Origin of the sequence: Paenibacillus sp. V4I5, assembly GCF_030817255.1 — a bacterium.
Taxonomy (GTDB): domain Bacteria; phylum Bacillota; class Bacilli; order Paenibacillales; family NBRC-103111; genus Paenibacillus_E.
This window is the reverse complement of record NZ_JAUSZB010000002.1, coordinates 2,680,169-2,705,205: the sequence shown is the minus strand read 5'-3', so window position 1 is coordinate 2,705,205 and position 25,037 is coordinate 2,680,169. Positions and strand designations below refer to the sequence as shown.

Here is a 25,037-nt window from a genome sequence, read left to right as displayed (position 1 = left end):
AAGTAACGCTTACGAAGCCAGTTTTCTTACGAAAACTCTAGGGAGGACAACATATGTACCACAAAACATTATCTTATCGCATATTTACCATGTTTAACAATGCGCTGTTAATTATAATCTCTATTCTTTGCCTACTGCCGTTGTTCCACTTACTGATGGTGTCTTTAAGCTCAAATGCCCCTGCCAACGCCGGGTTGGTTACGTTTTGTCCGATTGGTTTTACACTTGAAACTGTAACCTTAATGGTTGCAGTGTTCTTCTTTTATACATCCTATTTTCATGTTACACCGATGAGGCTGATTAGGAATTGCCTCTCACTCCTTCGGCATCTTACTCATATCCATATACAACAGATTCCAGCGATGACCATCCAAATCAGTGAATCCGGCGCCGTACATCCAACCCTGATCATGGGGCTCACTGTAGATAGTGCCGCCAGCCTTTACTGCTTTCTCTAACATTTCATCTACTTCTTCTTTGCTCTCAGCATCAATGGAAAGCAATACTTCGGTGCCTTGCTTGGTATCTGCAATATCATTTTTCGTGAAGCTTTTGAAAGTGGACTCCGGGAAGAGCATCACAATAACATGGCTATCTCCGATTAGTAAGCCAGCGGCATCATCACTATTGTGATGTCTCGGATGAAAAGAAAATCCAAGCTTGGTGAAAAACTCTTTTGACTTATGTAGGTCCCTCACCGGCAGATTGAGCCAAAATTCTTTGGTCATTGTCATTTCTCCTTTATATGTAGAAGTGATTATTTCTGAGCTCTTATCGTTAATACTAGAGCAACCTTAAAAGGTACGGATTAATCTGGTTGGTTGGTGAAAAGCTCGTAACTAGGATCGGATCCAATTGAATCGGTAATTAAACCGCTTTCAAATGATTTCACTTTTAACTATGTGAGGAAGAAGATCACAAGATATATCCGCTTTGAGATCAAGGATACATTGCAAGGCTTGCTGCTCATCAATACCCAGAATACTGGTTAAGTAATATAGCATGTGATCATAGATCGAGCCGAAACTCTCTAATTCGTTGGGGTTATCGGACAAATATTTATGATGTTTCTTAACGAAATTCTCGGTGACAGGATTCAAAATGAGATACCTCCAACTGGTTATAAAATCAATCTATCACAATTGATTAGAGGTGAATAGGAATTTTTTTATATCTATGAATTACCATACATGTTCTTTATTTTTTTGAAAAACCACAGATAGTATCCGTATGAAATTAATAGAGTGAAGGTTATGCTTATGAAGCTCCAATACCAAGCCCAATTTAAGTATTTAATCAGTTGAGTATACTTTTCTAGATTGACTTCAATTATTGTAATAACGGTTGGAAAACTAAGGATGTAAATAGATTTAACAAACCATGATCTGTCTTTAGGAAAATGAACATTAAAAATGGCACTTACGGCAGGGAAAACGAAATATTCAAAAGTAAAACTTGATTTGTAAATCATCTTAAGAAATCCTACAGGGTATTCGATGAATCCTTTTTGGACAACCCAAGCACCAAATAACCAACTGGGAATTTGCATGAATAAAAAGCTTACTTGTGCTTGGATCGAATTTTCCGGTTTAATAAATATCACAAGAAGAAGAACAGTAATAATCCAAGCTAAATATAGAATGACCATATCCATAATTATCAGTCCCGTTATTTTAATACTTGAATTATCGTCAAAAGTGAAGAGTTTTAATCTTTAATTCAGAAGTAGTAGATAGACATTAATGAACTGAAATGTTGAGCGACATGGCGTTACTTACAATCTTTGAAAAGCTCTTTCATTTATGTAAATTGTCTCATGGTTTTTTTAAAAGTATTAGTATGGATGTAGACCAGAGCCGCACGGGAAATTTGCCCGACATAGGGTATTGATGTGGGTGAAGATACATATATCAGCTCCCACTTGTGAATTTCGAAGTCTGCCTGCTGCTTCCATTGGATTAATCCAGTGAAAGTAGGGATTTGGCAGCCAAAAAGTCAATTCCATTGGATTATTCCAATAGAAGCACGAATTTCAGAGACTGAAAGTAGATTCCATTGGAAAAATTCAATGAAGTATGATTTTCGTTCTGAGAACCGATTCGAATTTCGCAGAAGGGCAAAGATCTTAAAGAGCCGTCCGCGCGGGCGAACCCTCGGGGGTTCTCACCCCCAAATCCATACAAAAAACGCGATCCCGAAGAACCGCGTTTTTTCTAGTATGGAATCAAGGGGGATGTATGAATCTTGATTTAAATGGCTGACGAAGAAGACTCGACGCAGACGAACTTAGCAGTAGATTCAAACGCCGTGCTCCTACGCATACGCTCCGTCCGCGCGGGCGAACCCTCGGGGGTTCTCACCCCCGATTCCACACAAAAAAACGCGATCCCGAAGGATCCCGAAGGACCGCGTTTTTTCTAGTATGGAATCAAGGGGGATGTATGAATCTTGATTTAAATGGCTGACGAAGAAGACTCGACGCAGACGAACTTAGCAGTAGATTCAAACGCCGTGCTCCTACGCATACGCTCCGTCCGCGCGGGCGAACCCTCGGGGGTTCTCACCCCCGATTCCACACAAAAAAACGCGATCCCGAAGGACCGCGTTTTTTTGTGTATGGAATCAAGGGGGATCGAACCCCTGACCTCTTCGCTGCCAGCGAAGCGCTCTCCCAGCTGAGCTATGACCCCTCAATGTCGTTCAATTAATGTCGACTTTTCGTATTATACATGAATTATTCAGCTCAAGCAAGTCCTGTGTCGGAGAATTTTACTATAGTTTTTCTTCCATGCATAGCCATTTGACGTTTCTGTTGCAAAGAGTGGCAAACGTTGTTTTCAGCCGGTTATTCATGCTAACCTATTAGAATAAACCAGTTGATCGTGTGGGAGTGACGGAGAGTGTCGAATGCGGTGTTGTATTGGGTTTTCTTAGGTGCAGCTTTTGTAATTCCGTTTGTTATCGGTGTGTGGTTAATGCGGAAAACGAATCGATTGGGATTCTCTTTCTGGATAACGACAGCTTTGAATATTGTTATGACATTGGCTGCTGCGTTTTGGTGGAAGTCGGTGACAGATGATCCGTTCCGCATGATGTTTGGGATGGCCTTTTATGGGGTATCCGCAGTAAATCTGATGGTTATTGAATTTTTTGCTCTATTCAGCATTCGTAAGAAATTGAATCCTTAAGGGGAATGATTCACTCATGTCGAAACCATATTCGAAATTTTATTATTATTTTTTCTTGTCTGCAGCCGTCCTTTGGATGGCGTTTATTTTTTTGAAGTCGGCAGAATCGTATCAGCAGCAGAGCTTGCGGCCGTTATTGGAATCCAAACTTGCGGGCGTTGAACTAATGAACATATTCCCACATTGGGAGTTCTTCTATGACGACCAAAAGATCTCGTGGCAAGACCCCATCGGTGCGATCGAGTTTTTCATAAGAAAAGCAGGGCATGTTAGCGAGTTCGCTATCCTTGCCCTGCTCTGGTCCTTAGCACTGCTGGCGAAGCCTGTAAAAGTCATCATGGCACTGCTCACCTCCTCCATCATTTCATTCGTTTATGCGGCTTCCGATGAATGGCATCAAACTTTTGTAAAGGGTCGAACGGGGCATGGGATTGATGTTGCGGTCGATGCCGTGGGTATACTTCTGGCGGTTCTCCTCGTCCTAGTGGTTCTTTGGATAAGAACTAGGATTAAACGAAGAAGAATAAGTTAGTCAGAAGCATGTAGACTTTTCTTTTTTTAACTGATTTCCATTTCCAATGCTCGCGAGCTTCGCTTTCCAAATCTTGCTGCTGCCATTGCATCAGCTTCTCGGATACGTATAGATCTGTAGGTTGCATACGGTTCACCTTCCTTTCTTTTCCTGTTAGATCTAGTTTACATCTAGAATAAGGGGAACAAAAAGAGTATAATTCTCTTTAACTATTTCCCCTTTTATGGAAAGGATGTTGAGTATGCAGCTTTTGACCCATTTCTTAGAGCTTCGAGCTAGTTTTGAACATGGGGTAGAACATGAACCACAGCCTATAACGTTAGATGAATTGGCAGATAGATTATATTGTACAACGCGTAATGTTAAGATTTTGCTTAAAAAAATGATGGAGCAAGGCTGGGTATATTGGAAGCCTGGAAGAGGAAGAGGTAATGTCTCCGAAATTACGTTTCTTGTCTCCTCGGAGGATATGATTTCGAAGCAGGCGATGGAGTTGGCGGGCCGAGGCGATTATAAAGGAACGATTGAACTGATACATCAATTGGGTAGAGGAGAGGCGCTGCAGGACTCTTTCATCGATTGGTTGTTCAGTTTTTTTGGTTATCGTGCAGTCGAACTTGAGGAGCGTTATAAGGACACACTACGGTTTCCGGTCTACAAATGGTTGGTAACATTGGATCCGGCGCACTCTTTTTATGCATTCGACTGCCATCTCATTAATCAAATCTTTGACACGCTGGTTGTGTACAATCCGCAAACAACGATCTTCGAGCCTCATTTGGCGCATTATTGGGAAGTTAGCGAGGATGGCTTACATTACACGTTCTATTTGCGAAAAGGCGTGCTGTTTCATCATGGCAGAGAGATGACGGCGCATGATGTTTTTTACACATTTTCGAGATTAAAGGAGCTTGGCCCTTCGGCATGTCAAGGTTGGATGACCGAGAGTATTGAGAATATGACGGTACTGAATCGAAGCGCGATTGCTATCGAGTTGATGCAGCCGAATGTGCTCTTTTTGCAGCAGTTATCTCATTCCTCGTTGGCTATCCTGCCGGAGGATATTTGTCGGGATAACGAGGGAATCTTCGGACGTATGCCCATTGGGACAGGACCATTTAGGCTTGAACGAAATGATGATTATATCTGTAAACTTCGTGCTTTCGATGGATATTTTGGGGTTAGGCCTCATCTGGATCAAGTGGAAATTTGGCTTTTGCCGCAGGAATTATCTGAGGTTGGCCCTAGTTGGGATATGGTGCAAGTACTTTGCGACCATACGAATTCCCGTAAACCTGTTGGTGCGGTCGGTAAAGATACGGAATGGCATCAGATTGAGCAGTCGATTCTCGGCTGCAGCTTGCTTACTTTTAATCGGAATAAAAAAGGGCCTCAGCAGGATACTCGTTTCCGCAAAGCTATTGACCTAATAATGGATCGTGATCGAATGATTCAGGAGCTTGGAGGCTTCAGAGAAGCGCCTGCCAGCAGTTTTCTACCGACGTTGGATCCCAAAGGAGCGGTCTCCGATTATCGTACTGATTTCGTTGAGGCTAAGCGTCTTCTTGATGAAATGGGTTATAACGGCGAGCCCCTTCACATGTACATTTATAGTAACAACAACGAAGATGCGTTATGGATCTGTGAGCAGTGTTCCAAAGTTGGAGTTAGGATTGAACTGTCGACCCGGAGTAAGTCAGATATGATGGGGCTGGACACGATTCAGGAAGCGGATCTCATCTTCTATCACATTTGTATGGAAAGCGATTATGATCTTCATATTATTCAGACGCTTAAGCAAAGCAATAGCTACGTCCGCGCCCATTTAAATAGCGATCAAATGGCTTGGGTTGATGCGGAAATCGAGCAAATTCTCCAAAATCCAAGTCAAGAAGCGCGCATATGCAAGCTAAACGAATTGATTGAATTACTTCAGGAGGAGAAATCATTTCTGTTCGTGCTCCATCGTTCTCAGCAAACCACGTATCATGACTCAATCAAGGGAGTGAGCATTAACGATTTGGGTTGGGTTGATTTTCGGAAAATATGGTTCACTCCAAGCGTTTGATAAATCTTATAAAACTGGAAATACTCTTCCTTATGAAAGGTAACATTAGGAGGGTATGACATGAGGGAAATTAAACAGGCGAACATTGTTCGCTTCACGGAACGTAATGATGTTCGGTGCGCTGATATCGAAGTTAAAGCCGAAGGCATAAAAGAGATTTTACTAGTTGAATTCACACCGACGAAAGATAACGATATTGACATGAGACATGTGTATCGCAAAGACGCATCGAATGAAATCGACTGGTATGATAACAATTTACATGAGGCGTTTAAAGATGTTTCTGAGGAATTGTTCAATAACAACGAGCATGATAAAGAGTGGGGCGAGCGCGAGGCGTTCATAAAAGAGATCCTATCGTTTGGTTCGATTCGTAAAGAGCTGGAAGAGCATTTTCGACGTACTCATACCGCTTCGCTTTTTTATACATACGATGTGGAAGATCAGACCTTTTTACATTAATAAAAAAATAAACGACCGTTATGGTCGTCTAGAATATGGTTCGTAGCGGCTTTCCATGGCGTGCCAGCGTGCGTTAGCCACGAAGAAACCAATGAAGACGAAGACGAGTAGACGAATCGGTACCCAGACCCAATTGATCTCTTGAAGCCTAAGAAATTCGATGACACTAAACAATAACGTGAGTCCGATGCCCCAAGGGAGCAGGCCGAACAGAATTAAATACTTGGATCTTCCCAGTTGTTTTCTTTTATGCCAAACTTCTTTACGTGGATCGTTCATAGATAAACTCCCTTTTTCTTTTCATTATAGCACCGCTTCAAAAAAATCTCGAATGAGTGATCCACCTTTTAGATGATTGCAGCTGTTCAGCGAGTTTTGTAAGGTGATAATTAGTAAATAGTGGAAGTGCTTAGCTGAGTGCTGAGTGCTTTTTTCTTTGAATAGGGATGACCAGACAAGGAAGATTATGGTAGGATAAGGAAGTCGGAAGGAGGGTTTATCGTGCTTCTCAAAATACTTGCCTTTGGTTTATTATGGCGTCTTGTTGGCAATCCGTTTGTTGCACTTCTTATTTTATTAGTTATCCTGTACGTGCTGGACAGAAGATTTATCGGGTTAACGCCAAATATATTCAAGCCATTTCAATTAGGCCGCAGATCATCTAGGCTGCGAACTGACTTGCACGCTAATCCGCATAATACGTCTGCGAAGCTGGAGTTGGCAAGGATTCTAATCGAGCGCAAAAAGTTCAGCGAAGCGCTGCCCTACTTGGAACAAATCCTGCCTATTATGGAAGAATCCGCTGACGTCCACTATGAGATTGGCCTTTGCCACCTTAAGCTTGGGAATCTCATCAAAGGCGAAAGCTATATGCTCAAAGCGGTAGAATTAAATCCAAGGGTCAAATTTGGGGAGGCTTATTTACGACTTGGTGAAGCTTTGGCTCCATCATCCCCAGAGAGAGCGGCGCAATTCATCGAGCAATTCCGAGACCTGCATTCTTCGTCGGTTGAAGCTTACTACCGTCTTGGCCAGCTGTACCAGCAGCTGGGCCGCGCAGAGGACGCCAAGCGCGCTTACCGCGAAGCGCTGGATATTTACCGCGGCTTGCCGCGTTACAGCCGCAGACAGCAGCGGCGATGGGCGCTATTAGCCCGCTTTAAATGAAAGAAGGTTCCGCTCAGTTGGCGGAACCTTTTCTTCGTGCGCTCGCATACAGCCGCACGAGCAGCCAAGAGCCAAACAGTCCGATGAGAATCGACGCGACCGTGTGTAGATCGTACAGCCAGAGCTGCTCCTGCGCTGGCGCGATGCGATCCCAAAGCGTCAGTAGCGCGGGATGCACGAGATAGATGCCGAAAGAAGCTCCGCCTAAGGCAGATAACGCGGTGCCGTACGGTGAACCGCTTTCCAGCCTCTTACGACCCCAATGGATACAGCATAGCGGGATCGCCATACAATATAGGAGAAGTGCTAGCTCGAACCATGAATTTTCGATAGCTGCGAGCCCGTATTCATGGAGCAATAGCATCCCGACAAAAGCGGCACCTGCAAGAAGCATGATGCTCCAAATCCAACTTTTAAACCTGATTGACCAAGCAACAATCGCCGCATAATGAATGCCCACGAAAGCGCCGAAAGCAAATAGGGCGGAATAGCTTAGAAAAAGTGAGGCGTATTCTGGAAGAGGATACACCCAATGATGAAAGCTGTAGGCAGCTGCTTGAACCCCGATACCAATAGGTATCTGACCGTGACGAAACCAATGAGACCGTCTAATAGCCGTCATCAGTAGGGGGAATAAGAGATAGAACTGAACAATAATGACCATATAATAGAGATGATAGCTGGCATTTCCCGAGATAAGCAGTTTGATTACGTGTACGACGTCAAAACTAATCTTACCATGAAATAGGAATTGATTGAATAGGTAATAAAAAAGTGACCATAGGACATAGGGAATCAAAATTTTTCGCAACCGTTTTGTCCAGAAAACCCGCGCCATTCCAGGCTCCCAGCGGTCGTAGTACGTATAAAATAAGACAACACCACTGATCCAAATAAACAATGGAACGGTGAATAAACTGGCCTTGTTGAGGATGAAAAATACAGTATGAGACCCAGTTCCTAACGGTAGCTGAGTCGCGCTTGAAGTACTATGAATGATGAGGACTGCGATGATCGCAATAGCGCGTAAGATGTCGATTTCGGTAAGCTTGGGCCTGGATAACATAATCTATGACTCTCCTTTTTTCACTTTTTTCACTCTATCATGAAAGAAATGAGAGAACAATACGGTTTCCAAGAGAATCTTACTCGGCTTGACGCTCCCCCGCACCCGCGATAAACTGAGAGTAGAATGAACCAAGTGAGAGTCAAGAGGGTGAATGAACGTGAGTTATGAATACGTCATGCAGGCTGTATTGTTAGTTTTTCTGGTTATTATTACTTTTTTTGCAATGATGATTTGGACGAAATGGCGAAAAAGAGGACGGAGATAGCCCCATGTATTTTATTAATCATGAACAGATCAATCAAAGAATTCAGTTTCTAGCCGCTTTAGCTGATGCTAGCAAGCAATTAGAAGCACAGTGGGCGGAAGGCACTAATGATCTTGTATGGCAGCTTGCGCAGGAACGTGTGCTGCATTTAGCGATTGAAACAGTGACAGATATAGGCAGCTTGCTGATCGATGCTTTTATACTAAGAGATGCTAGCAGCTATGAGGATATCGTGGAAATTGTACACGGAGAAGGCGCTTATTCAGAAACATTGACAGTGACGCTGCTTCAGCTCGTGAAGCTCAGGAAGCCTCTTGTCCAGGATTATGTTGACTGGAACCGCCAGGAATTGAATCCGTTAATTCCGAAACTTCCAGCTGCTTTCGAGGAATTTGCAGGGAGTGTTCGAGCTTTTATTAAGAGCGAATTGGAATAACATACATAGTTGTTTCTTAATTTACTTATTGTTAACAATGCTGTAAAATGAGACTTAAATGACAGGTCCGAGGTAGGTGAGAGAGTGAATCATGCACTTGAGACATCCACGCGTAAAGTGATTCTTTCTATGCTCAAAACTCAGGGACCGCTAAGTGTCCATGATATTTCCAAACAGCTCGGAATTACGGAAATGGCTGTCAGGCGTCATATCCATTCCTTGGAGAAGGATGATCTGCTTGAAACGAAGCTGGTTAGGCAAGCCATGGGAAGACCGTCTAATGTGTACACACTAGCTCCGCAAGCAGATGAATTATTTCCCAAGAAATACATGCAATTGACGCTCGATTTGCTAGATGAATTATTAGAAGGCGAAGGTCAAGAGAAGATCGAACGTCTTTTTGAAGGCAGGCAAGCTAAGCTTGAAGCCCGGTATCAACCGCGTATGAGCGAGAAAAGCTTGGAAGAACGGGTGGCTGAGTTAGCGCTTATTCAGAACGAGAATGGATACATGGTAGACTGGTCACAGCTTGGTGAGGACGCGTATATGTTTAGTGAACATAACTGTCCGATTACGCAGGTGGCGAATACATTTACACAAGCTTGTCAGTGTGAATTAGCCTTGTTTCGGAATTTACTTGACGCGAACGTGGAGCGAACCGAGTGTTTAGCGAAGGGTGCCAGCAAGTGCGTCTATATGATAAGTCAAAATAAATAACCATCAACCTCACATGCAGAGGGAGATGGTTTTTTTGTATGTCCTAACGCGAAGCAGCAAGAAGACTGGCAGCTTTATCTGTAATCCACTCGAAGCGGCCGGCTTCGATTTCTTTGAGATTAATTAAGGAGCCACCGATTCCTAATCCGTAACAACCAATGTTTAGGAATTGTTTGATATTCTCTTCAGTAACCCCACCGACGGCAATCAGTGGAATTTGGTCTAAAGGACCCATCAATTCTTTGATATATGTGAGACCTAAGCTCGCACTCGGAAATACTTTAACGGCCGTAGCGCCAGCCTTCCATGCTTTAACGATTTCTGTTGGTGTCATTGCGCCTGGGAAAATCGGAATCCCCTCCGTACTAGCGTGGCGGATAACTTCCTCATCCATATTCGGAGTTACCAAGAACGAAGCACCAGCTTGGACTGCTTTCTTAGCATCTTCTAGATCTAGTACAGTACCAGCGCCAATAAACATGTGCTGACCCGATTTGTCCTGCAGCTCACTAATCATACGCAGAGCCCCTGGTGTATTGAGTGTGACCTCCATGACGGTAATGCCACCTTTAAGAAGTGCGTCAGCTAAAGAGAGAATATGGGTTTCTTGTACACCTCGAACGATGGCAATGATACGGGTGCGTTCGATTTCTTTAAGTCCTTGCTCTCTGTTCATCTTAATCCTCCAAGTGTTCTAGTTTAAGTTTATTATGACAGGTCTCAGAAATTTTTCCAGCTTTTTTGTGTCAAAACAAGCTGCTCCTACCTATACTGTAGTAAATCATAGGCATTCGTCTAGAAGCCGTTATCCAACCTCACAGCTTAGCTCCCAGGAGGTGCCCGTCATGACATGGATAGAGATAAGTATCTTCAGTTCAGCAGTTGCTTTTATCGTGCTCGTCGGCTTTGCTATTCGCATGTTGGTTGCCATTGTGCAGATACTAGGCAAGTTGGGCGAGACTGCTGCTCAAGCTAAGATGAACATAGCTGAGACAGCAGAGCAAGCGGAGCAATTGATGAAGAAGGTAGGGCTGCTCACCGAAGAGGTGCATATGCAGATACTTACATTAGAGCCGAGTATCCAATCAGTGGAGAAGGCTGGAGCTGCTATAGGGGATGTCGCTTCTGCACTTCGCAAAGCCTCACGTGTGATGAACGACTCGATTCATGGTGCGGAAAAGGTTGTACATACGCACCAGAAGCGAATCCAAGACGCCATGGAGTGGGCAACGACGGGTTTTGAGCTGTGGCAAAGATGGCAAGCCTATCTACGTGCCAAATCAGACAATTAAGGAGTGGATTTCTCATGTCCAATGAAAAAAAAGGTAAAGATCTTCTCATCGGTGCGGTTGTTGGAGGCTTACTCGGAGCGGCAACAGCGCTTCTGTTTGCACCGAAGTCCGGCCGTGAATTAAGAAGTAATATTTCGGAGCAAGCCCAAGTGGTTAGCGACAAAACCGCGCAAATCGCAAACAACGTAAGTCAAAAAACGCAAGAAGTCGCGAAAACAGTGAGCACAACAACTTCTGATCTATATGAAAAAGCAAAAGACACAGCCGTTAATGTAGTGGATACCGTTCGTTCCTGGAAAGAGACCAAAAGTGACGAAGAACTGGACTCCCCGGTTGAGGAAGTAAGCGAGGCGGCGGAAGATTTGGTTATTCTAGGAAATCGTTAAAACAAAAAAAGCAGGAAGCTCTGAGAATAGAGCTTTCTGCTTTTTCTTTTACCACTTGGAAGGATCAATTTTGCGAATATCTAAACCTTCCCAAACGTTCTTGATGTTCGCTGTTTCCGGATGATCGAAGAGAAGCCACGCTGTAGGGAGGTAACGTTCCCCGTATTCACTTGATGGCTTGTTGATGATCTCATTCTTATGAACAAGTACCGTTGAGGCGCCGCCATCTAAATTCGCAGCCGTTATAGCGCCATGCTCTAGAAAAATCTGCTGTATATCATACAGTGTCGCTCCTATGCTATGTTTCTGCCTGCCATCGATGATAGCGAATAGAATGGAGCCGTCCTTCGTCTGCGCCATGCTGGTCCGCGGAGCGATTCCCCAGCCATCGGCTTGGCTCTTGATCTGCCCAACGCCATTCACGATGAAGCGAGGACTGAACGAAACAGCTTCCTGAACGCCCATATCCACAAGTTCGGAAACCTTGTATTTGCCTGCAATCATGCGGCCTTCCTTATCAATACCAACGACTTGCACTGTGCCGTTCATGCCTTTGTCATTATAAAAGATTTTGCCCCCGGAGATGACAATTCCTTCAGGCTGGAAGCCGTTTCCTTCCCAATTGGGATCGATGAATCCTCCGCCATTAATACCGAGAATAGCTCCGGTTCTTTTGACCATAGAGGAGACTTTCTCTCCTTTACCTACTTTCTCAGGTACAGCAATTCGAAGCTTCTTAGGATCCGAAATCGTGACGAGCTGTCCTTTGAAATTTGATCCCGAAATCGGCTCAATTGTGACCAAATCTTTCTTGGCAACAACGGGGGTAAGAGGGGTGTTATGATCAATTTCAACGAATCCTTTATCTTTCTCATCGCCCATTTCGTCGAATTGTTTCCAATAGGCTTCCACGCGTTTCTGTAACTCTGTAGAACCTATCAAATACTTGGCCCACTCCCGGTGTTGGGTTGTAATCAAGGTGTCAGCCATCATTAATCTTACATTTGAACCTGAGGAAGTAAGGAAAAACCAACATAAGGACATTACAGAAAGTAAGGTAAACCCAAGTACCCCATACACGATAAAGCTCATTCCCGCCGATCTTTTGCGTTTAACTCTCGTTACACGAGAAGACTGCTGGGAGGTGGTTTGTTGTACAGCCATTTATTCTTTACCTATCCTCTCTGCCAAAAAATCAATCTAACCATCCATATAAATAAACGAAAAGAAAGGAGAAAAAGTTTCATAAATGAATGAACTTTTCTCCTTTTTTTGTAAGTTGTTCCCTAAATAGGCCGCTTTAAAGACTGGAAAAGTGAATCCGTTGCGGAGTTACGGTCATATTGAAACTCCAATCCCATTCCTGTGTTGCGTGCTATGCTGCGGACGATTAAATCATGGTATTTCTTCTGACGAATTGCAGCGATAACGACAAATTTGCTGACTCCTAGAGGATCGAAATAGAGTTTTCCTTCTTTTTCGATGTATTTCTGTACATGATTTAGGTTGACGAATAAGTCTGTATCCATCTTCTTAAATCCTTGTTCTTCAAGCTTATCTAGAAAATGACTGAAATCCAGTAAAGAATTCACACTTCGGCTAACTTTGCCAATTCGTGTATGGTAAGTAATTTCCTTTGTACTGACTTCAATAAACAGGGTATCCGACATAGGGACTAGCTCCTGCTCATTGGTTGCATGGACGTCCTCTTTTTCGAGATACCCTGCTTTCTCCATGAGTTCTGTATATGAAAAGTTGTAGGCATCCGACAGCTTTTTCAGCGTGACAGGAGAGGGTTTGATTTTCTCATTGGTCGAACGATTCCGCTCTAGTTCAAGGTCTCTGATGTAGGCATGCGAAAGTCCGCTTTTATGAGCCGCTTCACGCAAAGACATCTTGCCCCGCAAGCTTTCCAAAAATTTACCGAATCCTTCTAATTGTTTCATAATAACGTATCCCTCCATATGTTTTAATTGTAAATGAATTCGATTGAAAAGAACATATTTAAGGCGCGAATTGGTGCCAATTACCTCAAAATCCAGCCAAGAACAGCCGCGTGCATATTTAAGCACTCAAATTGGTAAATTAGTAGCAATATCTTGGAAAGAGGCTGATGGAATGGCAAGAGATTTACCCATAGGAAACGGGAATGTACTCATTAATTTCGACGCTGCTTATAATATTCGTGACATGTATTACCCTTTAGTAGGTCAAGAGAATCAATCTAGCGATCATCTTTCACATTTTGGCATTTGGTGTCCGGAAGGATTCTTCTGGATAGACGATCCTGAGGTTTCAAAAAAGCTCAATTATCTGGAAGATTCGCTTGTTACTAACGCGGATTGCGCCCATGAAAGGTTAGGTCTCGGCTTCGTTATTCGTGATGGGGTCGATGTTCAGCAGAATGTTTTTTTACGCAAGGTGAAGGTAGAAAACCGCTTTGATGTGGAAAGAGAAATTAAACTGTATTTTCATTTGGATCTCCAAATCTATGGAAATGGCGTCGGAGACACGATTTATTATGATCCTGAGTTGAATTCCCTTTTATTTTATAAGGGTCATCGTTATATGTCACTATCTTGCTTGTCTCCTGACGCAGAGAAAGCAATGCCAAGCGGCTATGCAACAGGACAAAAAGGGATTCACGGTTTGGAAGGAACATGGCGAGATGCGGAGGATGGTCATTTAGGGGGAAATGCGATCGCCCAGGGATCCGTTGATGGTGTGATTGAATTGACGTTGAAACTACCGCCAAAAAGCGTGAAAGAAGCCTGGTTCTGGATCTGTTTTGGGCGTACGAAGCAGGAGGTAGAGCGTTTAGAGCGATTACTTCGCACAGCGACCCCGCAAGCATTATTGCAACGAACTCACGATCATTGGGTGAAATGGGTGAATCAAGATGCCCATCAGCTATCACTGCTGAAGCCTGATTTGGAATCATTTTATAAGCGATGCTTGTTGATTACCAGAACAAATGTCGATAATCGAGGCGCCATCATTGCGGCGAATGATTCGGATATTTTGAAATTTGCCAAGGATACCTACTCGTACATGTGGCCGCGTGATGGCGCTTTGGTGTCACATGCGCTAGACCGGGCGGGTTATTATGAATTATCTAGGAAATTTTTTGATTTCTGTAAGAAGGTGCTTACTCCTGAGGGCTATCTCATGCACAAGTATAACCCTGATAGTTCGGTAGGCTCGAGCTGGCATCCCTGGGTGGATAGTCGAGGGAACAAGCAGCTTGCGATTCAAGAAGATGAGACAGCTCTCGTGCTGTATACGTTATGGCATCACCACAAGCTGGCTGGAACCATAGAGAACTCACGTGAGGATTATGAGAAATTTGTGAAGCCCGCAGCTGACTTTCTTGTTCGTTACCGCGATGCATCCGGACTTCCTTTGCCTTCCTACGATCTCTGGGAAGAGCGTTATGGCGTACTAGCCTTCACGGTATCATCGGTGTATGCCGGTCTTATAGCAGCAGCACGTTTTGCCGAATATCATCAGGATAAAGTACGCTCCATCTACTATGCCGATATCGCAGGACAAGTGAAGAAGGCTGCTGATCAGCATCTGTATGCACCTGATCAGAATCGTTTTTTGCGGGCTTTATATTGGAATTATGAACAAAATACGTATGTGCCGGATTACACGCTGGATATGAGTATGTACGCACTATTTGATTTCGGCTTGTTTGAGCTTGAAGATCCGCGGATTGTGGCAACGATGAAGATTCTGAAAGAAAAATTGTGGGTACATACGGATATCGGCGGTATCGCCCGTTATGAGAACGACTATTATCATCAAGTCACCAATGACGTAGCTAAGGTACCTGGCAATCCTTGGTTCATATGTACCCTTTGGTACGCAGAATGGCTGGTGGCATCTGCCAAAACCGTTCAGGACTTGTTGGAAGCGGAAAAATTGATGCGTTGGGCTATTCTACATGCTTCGCCTTCAGGGGTGATGGCTGAGCAAGTGCATCCTTTCACAGGAGAGCCTATGTCTGTTTCACCACTGACATGGTCACATGCTTCCTTTATTAAGGTGACGCAAGAATATTTGTCGAAATTAAAATTATTGACCTCGAAGGGAACGAAGCAAGCCGCTGATGCGAGTGAGGATAAAGTACTGGAACCCGTCGTTCATTAGTTGGAAGGAGAGGAAGCAATGAAGGCTATTCGCGTCAAGCAACTTCGACAGGGGAACCCGACTATTCAGCTTGAAGATGTGAAGAACCCCGTGATTTCCCACCCTCAGGAAGTCATTGTAAAGGTGCTAGCAGTTGGACTTGACGGCACGGACAAGGAAATTCTACAGGAGAAATACGGCGTTCCTCCCGAAGGTGAAGATGATTTGACCACGGGGCATGAGTCGCTAGGGGTTGTGGCTGAAGTTGGGGCGGAAAGTGGATTCCAGCTTGGGGATCTCGTAACTGCCATTGTAAGGCGGCCTTGTAGAAATCAAAGCTGCGTCAATTGTCGCAATGGTCATTCGGATTTTTGTCAGACCGGTGAGTTTGTAGAACGGGGCATTAAAGGGGCTCACGGCTTCCTCTCCGAGTATTATTTAGAGGAAGGTCGATATTTGGTTCAGGTGCCGAAGGAACTGCTGAAGCATGGGGTACTAGTTGAGCCGCAGAGCATCGTTGAGAAAGTGTGGGACCAAGTTCTGCGTGTCCAACAGCGGTTAATCTGGGAGCCGAGAACTGCGCTCATACTCGGATCTGGACCGCTTGGTTTGCTCGCTGCGATGACCTGCCGCCTGCTGGGGCTAGATGTGTATGTCTGGTCCAGATCTCCGCAGGATAGTCTACAAGCGCAGCTTGTGAAGGATAGCGGGGGTGTGTACAAGGAGGCCGGCGCTGACAGCGGCAGCGCGGCAACTATGACTGCTTATGCCGATGGTCTCGGCAAGCCGATAGATCTGATCCTCGAATGCACAGGCTACAGCCCTCTAGCTTTCGAGGCTATGTCTGTTCTGGCACCGAACGGTGTATTGGCGCTGCTGGGTGTCACGCCAGCGGACCGTAAGCTGGAGATCTCATCTGACATGCTCAATCAGAGCATGGTGCTGGAGAATAAATGCGTGATCGGTTCGGTTAACGCTTCACGCAAAGATTTTGAGACTGCCATTTACCGTTTACAGCAAATGGAGAAGCAGTTTCCAGGCTGGCTCGACCGCTTGGTTACGAATCGGATGACTTTGGAAGACGTGCCAAAGCTGGATTTTAACAACATACCGATCAAAGCTGTTGTGGATATTGTACCTGTGGAACAGTGGGATGATCTCGTGAAACAAACAAATGAAGTGGTATATAGCTTCTCCGTTTAATGGAAATGGCCAAGCAGGCTTGTTGATAACTGCTTGGCCATTTTCGCTCTTGTTAGACTTCCTTTCACAATTTTTTTATAATGAGAAGGAAGGGGAGGACGAGCATTGATGTCAAATAAATGGTTGCGAGATAATGGGATGCACCTATCATGGCTACTTGCATTAATAGCCACATTGGGAAGCCTGTATTTCTCAGAGATAATGAACTTTATTCCTTGTAAATTATGTTGGTATCAACGTATTCTTATGTATCCATTAGTTATCCTATTAGGCATTGCAGCCGTGCGCAGAGACTACAAATTAACCATCTATGTGCTGCCGCTGACCATCTGGGGAGCTTGTATTTCCATCTATCATGTTCTGCTGCAATCGGGTGTATTTCACGAATCAGCAACAGGCTGCGGCCCTATTCCATGTGATGTCGATTACTTGAACTGGCTGGGCTTCATCACGATTCCTATGCTTGCTGGCACAGCTTTTATTCTCATCACAATTCTTCAATTTATGACGTATCGAGCTACGAAATAAACACCGTTTACCTAAAATAGGCAGGGAAATTGTCTAGCGCTGTCGAAATGAGTACGTAAGTATTCATTCTAACAACGAGGTGCTACGATGAAGCCAATTACCAAAAGTGCTGCACTACTGATCGTTCTAAGCGCAACATTGATCGGTTGTGCAGACATAAGCCTATTATCCCCAGACATGAGTCAAGCCCAAAACTCTACGCCACAAGCAACAACAACTGCAGCGGCGACTCCAACTCCAACGCCTAAATCAACAGTTAAACCCATACCTAAACCTCAATCCACACCCGTTCCCAGTAAGACACCGAAGCCAACAACAGCCCCAGAACCAACCGCAACACCAAAGCCAGCAGTGGTAGGTAATTATTCCAAAACCAAGTCAGTGACTGGCGATCGCGTGCCTTATTCCTGGTATTACATGAAAAAGAAAACGGGGCAAGTTCCTGATTTTCCAAAAGAAACAAAATCCTTAACGGAGGACCAGAAAGCAGTTTGGATCGGGACCGGCAAAAAGGTTTATTTAACGATCGATGCTGGAGGTCCTTTAATAGAAGTCGATCTCATGCTTAAATCACTAAAAGAAAACAATGTGAAAGCGAATTTCTTTATTTCGGGCAATAACATTAAGAAAAATCCTGAGTATTTGAAAAAGGTTGTAGCGGATGGTCATTTCGTTGCCAACCATACGATGACGCATAACGACTTTAATGAGATGACGGATGATCAGATTCGCAAAGAAATTACGGATTTCGAAGCGTTATATAAAAAACTTACAGGTAAAGAAGTCGCGAAATATTTCCGCTTTCCTTATGGACATTACAATTTACATAATTTGAACTTAGTTTCCAGCATGGGCTATACTTCTGTATTCTGGTCTACAGCTATGCGAGATTGGGAACCGAGAGCCAACGGGGCAGAGGATCCATACAATGACATTATGAATAATTTGCATGATGGTAATGTGATTTTGATGCATCAAGGATCTTTAGAAAATATGCAGGCACTGGCCCGTATTTGCAAAGAGATCAAGAAAAAAGGCTATGAATTCGGAATTGTGAGTGAACTCCATTCCTAAAGAATAGGTGTCAGACCAGAAATCTGATACTTTCACCTAGGTACCTTTCAGCTTGTACGCTCATATCCTATCCATGTGGTTACGTAATTCATTAACCGGCAAAGGAAGCGGATAGGTGTGCAGCAAGCGATAGCCGTACTGGACTCCGGAGTCGGAGGATTAACTGTAGTAAAAGAACTAATGAGACAGCTTCCGCAGGAAAAAGTGATTTATTTCGGAGATACAGCGCGAAGTCCGTATGGTCCCCGCTCTGCTGGAGAAGTAAGAACCTTCACTCGGCAAATTGTCGAGTACTTAATTCAATTTAATCCTAAAATGATTATTATCGCTTGTAATACAGCAACGGCAGTGGCCATAGAAGATATTCGTGAACGGGTGTCCATTCCCGTGATTGGCGTTATTTCGCCTGGAGCGAGAGCCGCGATCAAAACTACGCGAAGTGGTATTATTGGAGTTATCGGTACGGATGGAACGATTCGCAGCCATGCATATGACCATGCGTTAAGGTTGATTTCACCGAACATTCAAGTATATAGCGAAGCTTGCCCACTGTTAGCGCCGTTCGTAGAAAAAGGGCTTTTCGGTGCGGAGAGTGCAAATGAGGTTGTCGAGCAATCGCTTAGACAGCTAATCGGCAAACCGATAGATTGCTTAATCCTAGGCTGCACCCATTACCCTTTCCTTGTAGAGGCCATTTCTCGTGTCATGGGACCGGATGTGACGTTGATTTCTTCGGCAGACGAAACGGCAAGAGAGATCAGCACGATCCTTTATCACCGCGACATGCTGGCCTCATCGGGGCAGCTTCCTATCCATCAATTTTTTTGCAGCGGTGAGCCCGAATTATTTAAACAAATTGCGCAGAATTGGCTGAAAGAGCAAATTTCAATAACGCCTGTCGTTTGGCAGGTGCCTAATATTTTATGAGTGAATGCGAATAGACCCTGATGAGGGTCTATTTGCATTTTTAGAGGAAGCTAAGTTGTATAGCGTGCTAAAGGTATCTCCGCATGAATCCGCATGATTCGAAGCCTGCGGGCATAATCATAGCCATACGAACTAAGTAAATGGGCTGTGAGGTGGTCGTGTGTTAGGATACGGGTATTGGACACTTTGTGAAGAACTGAATCGGCTCTGCAAGATATATCCTTTTCTTCATGTAGAAGAGATAGGCGAAAGTGTGATGGGGAAAAGCATACCAGCTTTGCGAATTGGTCAAGGTACGAAAGAGATTCATTTCAATGCAGCGCTGCATGCGAATGAATGGATAACGACACCGTTACTCATGCAATTCGTGGAAGACCTTGCTTGCTCCTACGCAAGAGGGACGGCATGGCATGGCAGCAACATTAGACGTCTACTATCGGAGTATTCACTTTGGGTTGTACCCATGGTGAATCCTGATGGCGTGGAACTTGTACTGTCTGGCGTTACCGAAGAACATCCTTTCCGAGATCCGCTGTTGAATTGGAATGGAGGATCGCTGGATTTCAGAAATTGGAAGGCCAATATTCACGGTGTTGATCTCAATGACCAGTTCCCTGCACATTGGGAAGAAGAGGCAATGCGTAGAGAGAAGGCTGGACCTGGTGAGCGCGATTACAGTGGAGAGGCACCGTTAACGGAGCCGGAGGCAGCAGCTTTAGCTCAATTTACAGAAAGACATGATTTTGAGCTTGTGGTGGCGCTGCATACCCAGGGTAGGGAGATTTATTGGAATTATCGCGACTATGAGCCATCGGAGTCTGAGGCATTTGCCGAGCGATTAGCCCTAGTCAGCAGCTATCAGGCTGTTAAACTGACGGATAGTGACGCGGGTTACAAAGACTGGTTCATCCAACAATTTCGTAGACCCGGCTTTACCGTTGAAGTAGGATTTGGGGTAAATCCATTGCCCGTGGAATCTTTCGCTGCACTCTATGAGGAATTGGTTCCGATCCTATTGACGGCGATGGAATTTTAAAATTTGTCATAGACAAGTATAACGAACTTGAGCATGCTTCCCAAGAACCGTTCCGCCCAGACTTCATATACTGAAGTAAGGAAACAGTTGGGAGGCGTGGATATGGCACCACCTAAAGGGAAGGGCAAGGCATCCAAGAAGAAAGAACTTTCATCCAGAGTGCAATACACGATGAGGCTTGTGGAATCGTCCACGTGTGCGGTTTGTAAGACACCGTGCACAAGAGGACTTCGGTATTTGGCCATGATGTCTGAACCAGGAGCCGTCGGTAAAGGTGTTCCGTGTATTTTGACAAGAAGGAAAGTCAACTAATGCAAAAGTCCACGCCCCTCAAAAGGCGTGGACTTTCTTCATTTCGGGATATGTTCGCTTGGGATGGAACACTTATTTTCAATAAAACGTATTTGATTCTCAAGTCGATTCCGATGCTCTTCTTGTTCTTTGTCTGAAGAGGCTGCTTGCCCTTGGAATTGTTCAAGTTCTTGTTTTAAACTATGCAGGTCAGAGCCCGCATTCGCACAGTCATAATTGCTTTCTAACTGATCGAGCATATATCGGCCTCCTGATGTGGAATAGCGTTATTTCTTACCTTTCTTGTTACTGCTTTGATCTTGTGTTCGTGTCGTTGTGTTTTGTCTGGCGTGCCCTTGCTGCTTATGATCTTCTGACATTTGGTTGTTCACTCCTTATGATGTAGGATTTTGAGCGGTGCGTGATTATTATAAGCATTCGGCTGAATTTGATACGATAAAAACGAGAAATCCTCGACCAAGGCCATTGAGGGATGAGGGATCTAATGAAAAAAGCCCTGCGAGCGATTTGAAATCGCTCGTCAGGGCTATATGCGGTGAGTGAGTATGGATTAATGGTTCGGTGTCAGCAATTTATCTTCTAAGGATTGTTTAACCTTCTTGATCGCATCTGTCTCTAATTTGTGGTTTTGGTTAAATTTAGTGCCTGTCAATGCAAGCGCTTCCTTAACCGTCATTTCTACACGAATCAATTCTTCACCTTGCGGGATTTGTACGGAATTGTTGCCCATTTGTATCACTCCTATGTCAACTTTTTGAAGTGGAAACCTTGATTTGATGCACTTTTAATATAACATACCATGTGAGGTTAAGCAAGGGTTATTAAGACCTATTTTAGAAAAAAGAATGTCGGAAACTCAAGTAATCATTTTACTTTTTTCGGCAGCAAGGACGGTGTGTTTGAGCAGCATTGCGATGGTCACCGGGCCTATTCCAGCAGGGACAGGGGTAATTGCGCTGGCCTTTTTGTGACAAGCATCGAAATCGACATCGCCAATATTACCAGCATTATATCCAGCATCTAAAACGACAGCACCTTCCTTCATCCATGCTCCTTGAATAAATGCAGGTTTACCAACGGCTGCAACGACAATATCAGCTAATCCGATGATGAGGGGGAGATTACTTGTTTTTGAATGGCAAATGGTTACGGTTGCGTCTCTATTCAGCAGCATAAGTGATACGGGTTTACCTAGAATAGGACTCCGACCAACGATTACCGCGTGCTTGCCTTCAATTGGAATCTGATAATAATCAAGAATAGCTAGAATGGCGGCTGGGGTACACGATGGAAAGCTGGCCATTCCAAAAGCATTTTGAGCAAAGCCCTGTATGGTGACACCATCCACATCTTTTTCGATCTGAATAGCTTCAAACGCGGCTCTTTCGTCAATATGGTGTGGAACCGGATGCTGCAATAAAATACCATGGACCTGAGGGTCCGCGTTTAATTGTTGGATAACGGCAATAAGCTCCTCTGTTGTCGTTGCTTTATTTAGGTGGATTCGTCTGGAATCAATGCCTAGCCGCTTGCATGCACTGCTTTTCATACGTACATAGGTTTCGGAAGAAGGGTCATCGCCAACAAGAATCGCAGCTAAACATGGCTGGATACCTCTTGCAGACAGTTGGTTGATTTTTTCGACTAACGTTTCTTTGATGCTTTTCGCAACGCGTGTACCATCCAAAATTAATTTTTCTGAATTCATTTTACCCTCAACCCTTCATTTGTTTGTAAAAACACAAAGAGGTAAGGGGGATGATTCCCCCTTACCTCTGCCCAGGCGTACGGCTGTAACATCAATGTGCTTCCTCATGGGTATCCATGCTTCGCCAGTCACACATCAACTTTTAATTGATCTTATCATAATTGCAGGTTATAGAATATGCAACTCTTAGAATGATTTATGGCTGTTGTTGATTGCCTTCGATTAACCATAACAACGAATTTCAACAATCTCTGCCCGTTCCGTCCCATTCGTCGCTTCAACGACCACACGAAGTCGATCCGTCGTCACAGCTTCCGGTAAAAGATGAACATGTTTGCGCGTATGATTATCGAGCCCTTCAGCCACTGTAGTCCAGTCACCGCCGATGAAGGCCTGAAGTTTGTAGTCTTTGACCAGTTCAGGAAGGATCTCGAATTCCGTCCGATGATGATGCAAATTAATTAAATCTTCGTTCACGTCATCATTGAAAGTGAGATGTACGCTCTGAATCCGCACAGCCTCCGGCCAACTGACTTCAAGCCATTCTGGCTGGGAGGCATCCAAGCCAGCCGACGACCACAGATGTGGGCCTCCGTAAGGACGCTTATACCCATCGGCGGCTTTATCGGCTGTGAATGCGGATGTAGGAGAGAGCAGACGGAAGCAGATTGGCTTCCGATTGAATGCTTTAGCGCTCCAATCAATGACCGGCTGATGATGATGCATATCACCGAAATCTACGGTGTCTTCTGATGCAGCATCATGTTTGAAGGACAGCACGCCTGTCTGAGGCTTGGCGGATAGATGAACGGAAAGCACCGGGTTGCTTCTGAGAATGATAAAAGCATTCTGAGCGGTTTCAGGACGCCAAGAAAGGGCTGCCTTTACCCACTGTTGAGAACCCTCAGCCACTGCAACTTGAATAGACGTCACCTGTGTGTGTGGGACGTAGTTCTGCGGCTTCCCAGTGCTCCAGAGCTCGACTGTCAGCTCCGTAGCCTCCGAAGCATCCAGCAGCAGCTCGATGCCGTCAATGAACGGATCTACGGGCACGAGCAGCGCCACATGCGCGATCAGCGGCAGCACCGACGCAGATTGCTCGAGTGCAAGTCGCGTCATGGTGCTGGACGCGGTCATCTCAGCGCGGAGCACGAGGTCGGCCGCATCCGCGTTCTTCAGACCGAGGACGGCTGCATCTTGTCGAAGCAGCGTCTGCTGAAGCTCGCTTAAGTGGCTGCTGTGCAGCTCGCGGGGGGAGATGCCCTTTGCCGCACATAGCGCGGCTCCTGTGCCCGCGGCTTCGCCTATGACGGCACATGTCGCCATGACGCGAGTCGTGCCAAAGGCTACGTGGGACGCGCTGATGTTGCGTCCCGCCATCAGCATATTCGTCACGTTGACGGAGTAGAGGGAACGGAACGGGATATGATAATTGCCGTCTATATGCATGTGCTTAGATCCTTTGGCTGTGGCATACATCCCTTGCGGTGGATGTAAGTCGATCGACCAGCCACCGAAAGCGACACGGTCTTCAAACAGCTCCTGGGCGATGATATCGTTCTGGTTGAGCACGTAGTCCCCCACGAAACGACGATATTCCCGTTTCCCCGGAATGGAGCCGATCCATTCGAGCGTCAGGTTTTCACTCTCGAATTTACCGGAATTTTTGATATAATCCCATATACCATAGATGACAGAGGACAGCTCATCCCGGATTCGCTCATTTTCATGAACAACATCATGCTCACCGCCCCATTCAATCCACCAATAAGCGCAGCCATTATCTCCGCTGCGAATGACGCGTTTCATAGGAATAGTGGTTTGTGTGATGTCTTTCGCGAAGCTTGGTGCGATATATTTGACCGGGCGACCTGCGTCTTTTGTATAGAACAACAGGGTGCTTCCAAGTGTAATATCGTCCGCGACAAGTGGTGCCCATTCCTCATTAAACTCCTCTTGGGCTTCACGCCCAATACGATACTTCGCACCTGCGAGGAAACCGACTAACCCGTCGCCTGTACAATCGAGGTAAACACGACTGTCAAAACGAATACGTCGTTCAGATCCCATCATCCAGCCTGTGACAGAACGAATCGTTCGACTTGTCTCGTCACCATCAGCGTGGACTTCATGGACATCCGTGTTCAAGAACAACGTGATATTCTTCTCTGCTTTGACTTTTTCCAGTACGATCAGGTCCCAGATATAAGGGTTTCCATCGATATTGCGGTACTGGTTCTCCACAAATAGTTCACCCATGATACCGGTTTCTCTAGCATTTCGATGAATACCGTGGGAGGTAGCACCACAAACCCAGACGCGAATTTCGCTGCTGGCATTGCCGCCAAGGACAGGACGATTTTGGACGAGAGAGACGCTTTGGCCTAATCGAGCTGCAGCGATTGCCGCGCAAACACCTGCTAATCCTCCGCCGACTACGGTTATGTCTGATAAAACGATTTCATGCTTCATAACTTAGCACCTCACTAGTTCATAGGATATCTTTAATTTCATTGTAAAATATCCTATTCTC

General features: G+C 44.9%; 29 protein-coding genes, 1 tRNA gene and 1 riboswitch. Of the genes, 16 read left to right on the top strand and 14 right to left on the bottom strand.

All coding sequences use genetic code 11. The annotated features are described in order from the left end of the window. Positions 1-314: 314 nt before the first annotated feature. The 4 genes from QFZ78_RS14255 to QFZ78_RS14245 all read right to left on the bottom strand — a co-directional run bounded on the left by QFZ78_RS14255 (position 315) and on the right by QFZ78_RS14245 (position 2,690). Positions 315-728, bottom strand: a complete 414-nt coding sequence (locus tag QFZ78_RS14255; protein WP_307548413.1) for a VOC family protein — start codon at positions 726-728, stop codon at positions 315-317. Between the two features lie 150 nt (positions 729-878). After that, entirely contained in the window at positions 879-1,100 is a 222-nt protein-coding gene (locus QFZ78_RS14250) for a hypothetical protein (RefSeq protein WP_307548411.1), read from the bottom strand. Between the two features lie 74 nt (positions 1,101-1,174). After that, entirely contained in the window at positions 1,175-1,648 is a 474-nt protein-coding gene (locus QFZ78_RS38570; RefSeq protein WP_373461121.1) for a CBO0543 family protein, read from the bottom strand. Positions 1,649-2,617: 969 nt separating this feature from the next. Beyond that, a tRNA-Ala gene (locus QFZ78_RS14245) sits at positions 2,618-2,690 on the bottom strand. Between the two features lie 210 nt (positions 2,691-2,900). On the opposite strand from QFZ78_RS14245, the gene QFZ78_RS14240 reads away from it, so the two are divergent. Both QFZ78_RS14240 and QFZ78_RS14235 read left to right on the top strand, forming a co-directional pair. Continuing rightward, positions 2,901-3,188, top strand: a complete 288-nt coding sequence (locus tag QFZ78_RS14240) for a hypothetical protein (protein WP_171690102.1) — start codon at positions 2,901-2,903, stop codon at positions 3,186-3,188. 16 nt (positions 3,189-3,204) lie between these two features. Then, a complete protein-coding gene (locus QFZ78_RS14235; protein WP_307548409.1) occupies positions 3,205-3,720 on the top strand; it encodes a VanZ family protein in 516 nt (171 codons plus the stop codon). Here the strand turns inward: QFZ78_RS14235 and QFZ78_RS14230 are convergent. Further along, complete coding sequence (locus QFZ78_RS14230; RefSeq protein ID WP_307548407.1) at positions 3,698-3,847, bottom strand: hypothetical protein; 150 nt, start codon at positions 3,845-3,847, stop codon at positions 3,698-3,700. The two genes, QFZ78_RS14235 and QFZ78_RS14230, sit on opposite strands and share 23 nt — an antisense overlap. A 114-nt stretch (positions 3,848-3,961) precedes the next feature. On the opposite strand from QFZ78_RS14230, the gene QFZ78_RS14225 reads away from it, so the two are divergent. Next, on the top strand, positions 3,962-5,788 hold the full coding sequence (locus QFZ78_RS14225; protein WP_307548405.1) for an SgrR family transcriptional regulator: 1,827 nt from the start codon (positions 3,962-3,964) through the stop codon (positions 5,786-5,788). 60 nt (positions 5,789-5,848) lie between these two features. Further along, a complete protein-coding gene (locus QFZ78_RS14220; protein WP_307548402.1) occupies positions 5,849-6,250 on the top strand; it encodes a hypothetical protein in 402 nt (133 codons plus the stop codon). Positions 6,251-6,268: 18 nt separating this feature from the next. On the opposite strand, the gene QFZ78_RS14215 is transcribed toward QFZ78_RS14220, so the two are convergent. After that, positions 6,269-6,529: a hypothetical protein gene (locus QFZ78_RS14215; RefSeq protein ID WP_307548401.1), complete on the bottom strand. Its 261-nt coding sequence runs from the start codon at positions 6,527-6,529 to the stop codon at positions 6,269-6,271. A gap of 222 nt (positions 6,530-6,751) precedes the next feature. On the opposite strand from QFZ78_RS14215, the gene QFZ78_RS14210 reads away from it, so the two are divergent. Next, positions 6,752-7,417 carry a tetratricopeptide repeat protein gene (locus QFZ78_RS14210; RefSeq protein ID WP_307548400.1) on the top strand — a complete coding sequence of 222 codons (666 nt, stop codon included), beginning with the start codon at positions 6,752-6,754 and terminating at the stop codon, positions 7,415-7,417. A gap of 13 nt (positions 7,418-7,430) precedes the next feature. Here the strand turns inward: QFZ78_RS14210 and QFZ78_RS14205 are convergent, their stop codons facing one another. Then, positions 7,431-8,483, bottom strand: coding sequence for an acyltransferase (locus QFZ78_RS14205; protein ID WP_307548398.1), 1,053 nt, complete (start codon positions 8,481-8,483; stop codon positions 7,431-7,433). A 272-nt stretch (positions 8,484-8,755) separates the two neighbouring features. Here QFZ78_RS14205 and QFZ78_RS14200 point away from each other — a divergent pair, with 272 nt between their 5' ends. Beyond that, complete coding sequence (locus QFZ78_RS14200) at positions 8,756-9,187, top strand: DUF86 domain-containing protein (RefSeq protein WP_307548396.1); 432 nt, start codon at positions 8,756-8,758, stop codon at positions 9,185-9,187. Positions 9,188-9,271: 84 nt separating this feature from the next. Then, entirely contained in the window at positions 9,272-9,904 is a 633-nt protein-coding gene (locus QFZ78_RS14195; protein WP_307548394.1) for a helix-turn-helix transcriptional regulator, read from the top strand. Between the two features lie 43 nt (positions 9,905-9,947). Here the strand turns inward: QFZ78_RS14195 and QFZ78_RS14190 are convergent, their stop codons facing one another. Beyond that, entirely contained in the window at positions 9,948-10,580 is a 633-nt protein-coding gene (locus QFZ78_RS14190; RefSeq protein WP_307548392.1) for a bifunctional 4-hydroxy-2-oxoglutarate aldolase/2-dehydro-3-deoxy-phosphogluconate aldolase, read from the bottom strand. A 169-nt stretch (positions 10,581-10,749) separates the two neighbouring features. Here QFZ78_RS14190 and QFZ78_RS14185 point away from each other — a divergent pair, with 169 nt between their 5' ends. Beyond that, positions 10,750-11,196 carry a DUF948 domain-containing protein gene (locus QFZ78_RS14185; protein WP_307548390.1) on the top strand — a complete coding sequence of 149 codons (447 nt, stop codon included), beginning with the start codon at positions 10,750-10,752 and terminating at the stop codon, positions 11,194-11,196. Between the two features lie 14 nt (positions 11,197-11,210). Further along, positions 11,211-11,582: a YtxH domain-containing protein gene (locus tag QFZ78_RS14180; RefSeq protein ID WP_307548389.1), complete on the top strand. Its 372-nt coding sequence runs from the start codon at positions 11,211-11,213 to the stop codon at positions 11,580-11,582. Positions 11,583-11,630: 48 nt separating this feature from the next. Here the strand turns inward: QFZ78_RS14180 and QFZ78_RS14175 are convergent, their stop codons facing one another. Together QFZ78_RS14175 and QFZ78_RS14170 are read right to left on the bottom strand one after the other, a co-directional pair. Continuing rightward, on the bottom strand, positions 11,631-12,746 hold the full coding sequence (locus tag QFZ78_RS14175) for a phosphodiester glycosidase family protein (protein WP_373460014.1): 1,116 nt from the start codon (positions 12,744-12,746) through the stop codon (positions 11,631-11,633). A 122-nt stretch (positions 12,747-12,868) separates the two neighbouring features. Further along, positions 12,869-13,528, bottom strand: a complete 660-nt coding sequence (locus QFZ78_RS14170) for a helix-turn-helix domain-containing protein (protein WP_307548388.1) — start codon at positions 13,526-13,528, stop codon at positions 12,869-12,871. A gap of 172 nt (positions 13,529-13,700) precedes the next feature. Here QFZ78_RS14170 and QFZ78_RS14165 point away from each other — a divergent pair, with 172 nt between their 5' ends. The 7 genes from QFZ78_RS14165 to QFZ78_RS14135 all read left to right on the top strand — a co-directional run bounded on the left by QFZ78_RS14165 (position 13,701) and on the right by QFZ78_RS14135 (position 20,796). Beyond that, positions 13,701-15,737, top strand: a complete 2,037-nt coding sequence (locus QFZ78_RS14165) for a glycoside hydrolase family 15 protein (RefSeq protein ID WP_307548386.1) — start codon at positions 13,701-13,703, stop codon at positions 15,735-15,737. An 18-nt stretch (positions 15,738-15,755) separates the two neighbouring features. Continuing rightward, on the top strand, positions 15,756-16,919 hold the full coding sequence (locus QFZ78_RS14160; RefSeq protein WP_307548384.1) for a glucose 1-dehydrogenase: 1,164 nt from the start codon (positions 15,756-15,758) through the stop codon (positions 16,917-16,919). Between the two features lie 108 nt (positions 16,920-17,027). Then, positions 17,028-17,447, top strand: coding sequence for a disulfide oxidoreductase (locus QFZ78_RS14155; protein WP_307548381.1), 420 nt, complete (start codon positions 17,028-17,030; stop codon positions 17,445-17,447). 87 nt (positions 17,448-17,534) lie between these two features. Next, a complete protein-coding gene (locus QFZ78_RS14150; RefSeq protein WP_307548379.1) occupies positions 17,535-18,521 on the top strand; it encodes a polysaccharide deacetylase family protein in 987 nt (328 codons plus the stop codon). Positions 18,522-18,638: 117 nt separating this feature from the next. After that, complete coding sequence (racE, locus tag QFZ78_RS14145) at positions 18,639-19,448, top strand: glutamate racemase (protein ID WP_307548377.1); 810 nt, start codon at positions 18,639-18,641, stop codon at positions 19,446-19,448. 160 nt (positions 19,449-19,608) lie between these two features. Then, positions 19,609-20,484, top strand: coding sequence for a M14 family metallopeptidase (locus QFZ78_RS14140; RefSeq protein ID WP_307548375.1), 876 nt, complete (start codon positions 19,609-19,611; stop codon positions 20,482-20,484). Between the two features lie 102 nt (positions 20,485-20,586). After that, complete coding sequence (locus QFZ78_RS14135; protein WP_029199363.1) at positions 20,587-20,796, top strand: hypothetical protein; 210 nt, start codon at positions 20,587-20,589, stop codon at positions 20,794-20,796. A 38-nt stretch (positions 20,797-20,834) separates the two neighbouring features. On the opposite strand, the gene QFZ78_RS14130 is transcribed toward QFZ78_RS14135, so the two are convergent. From QFZ78_RS14130 to QFZ78_RS14115, 4 genes are all read right to left on the bottom strand, one after another. Then, the gene (locus tag QFZ78_RS14130) at positions 20,835-21,035 is read right to left on the bottom strand and encodes a DUF2524 domain-containing protein (RefSeq protein ID WP_173185512.1); all 201 of its coding nucleotides are present in this window, start codon (positions 21,033-21,035) and stop codon (positions 20,835-20,837) included. 311 nt (positions 21,036-21,346) lie between these two features. Beyond that, complete coding sequence (locus QFZ78_RS14125) at positions 21,347-21,526, bottom strand: hypothetical protein (protein WP_171690084.1); 180 nt, start codon at positions 21,524-21,526, stop codon at positions 21,347-21,349. A gap of 126 nt (positions 21,527-21,652) precedes the next feature. Next, complete coding sequence (locus tag QFZ78_RS14120; RefSeq protein WP_307548373.1) at positions 21,653-22,504, bottom strand: bifunctional 5,10-methylenetetrahydrofolate dehydrogenase/5,10-methenyltetrahydrofolate cyclohydrolase; 852 nt, start codon at positions 22,502-22,504, stop codon at positions 21,653-21,655. Between the two features lie 62 nt (positions 22,505-22,566). After that, a riboswitch (ZMP/ZTP riboswitch) is annotated at positions 22,567-22,646 on the bottom strand. Positions 22,647-22,726: 80 nt separating this feature from the next. Beyond that, the gene (locus QFZ78_RS14115) at positions 22,727-24,976 is read right to left on the bottom strand and encodes an FAD-dependent oxidoreductase (RefSeq protein ID WP_307548372.1); all 2,250 of its coding nucleotides are present in this window, start codon (positions 24,974-24,976) and stop codon (positions 22,727-22,729) included. Between the last annotated feature and the right edge of the window lie 61 nt (positions 24,977-25,037).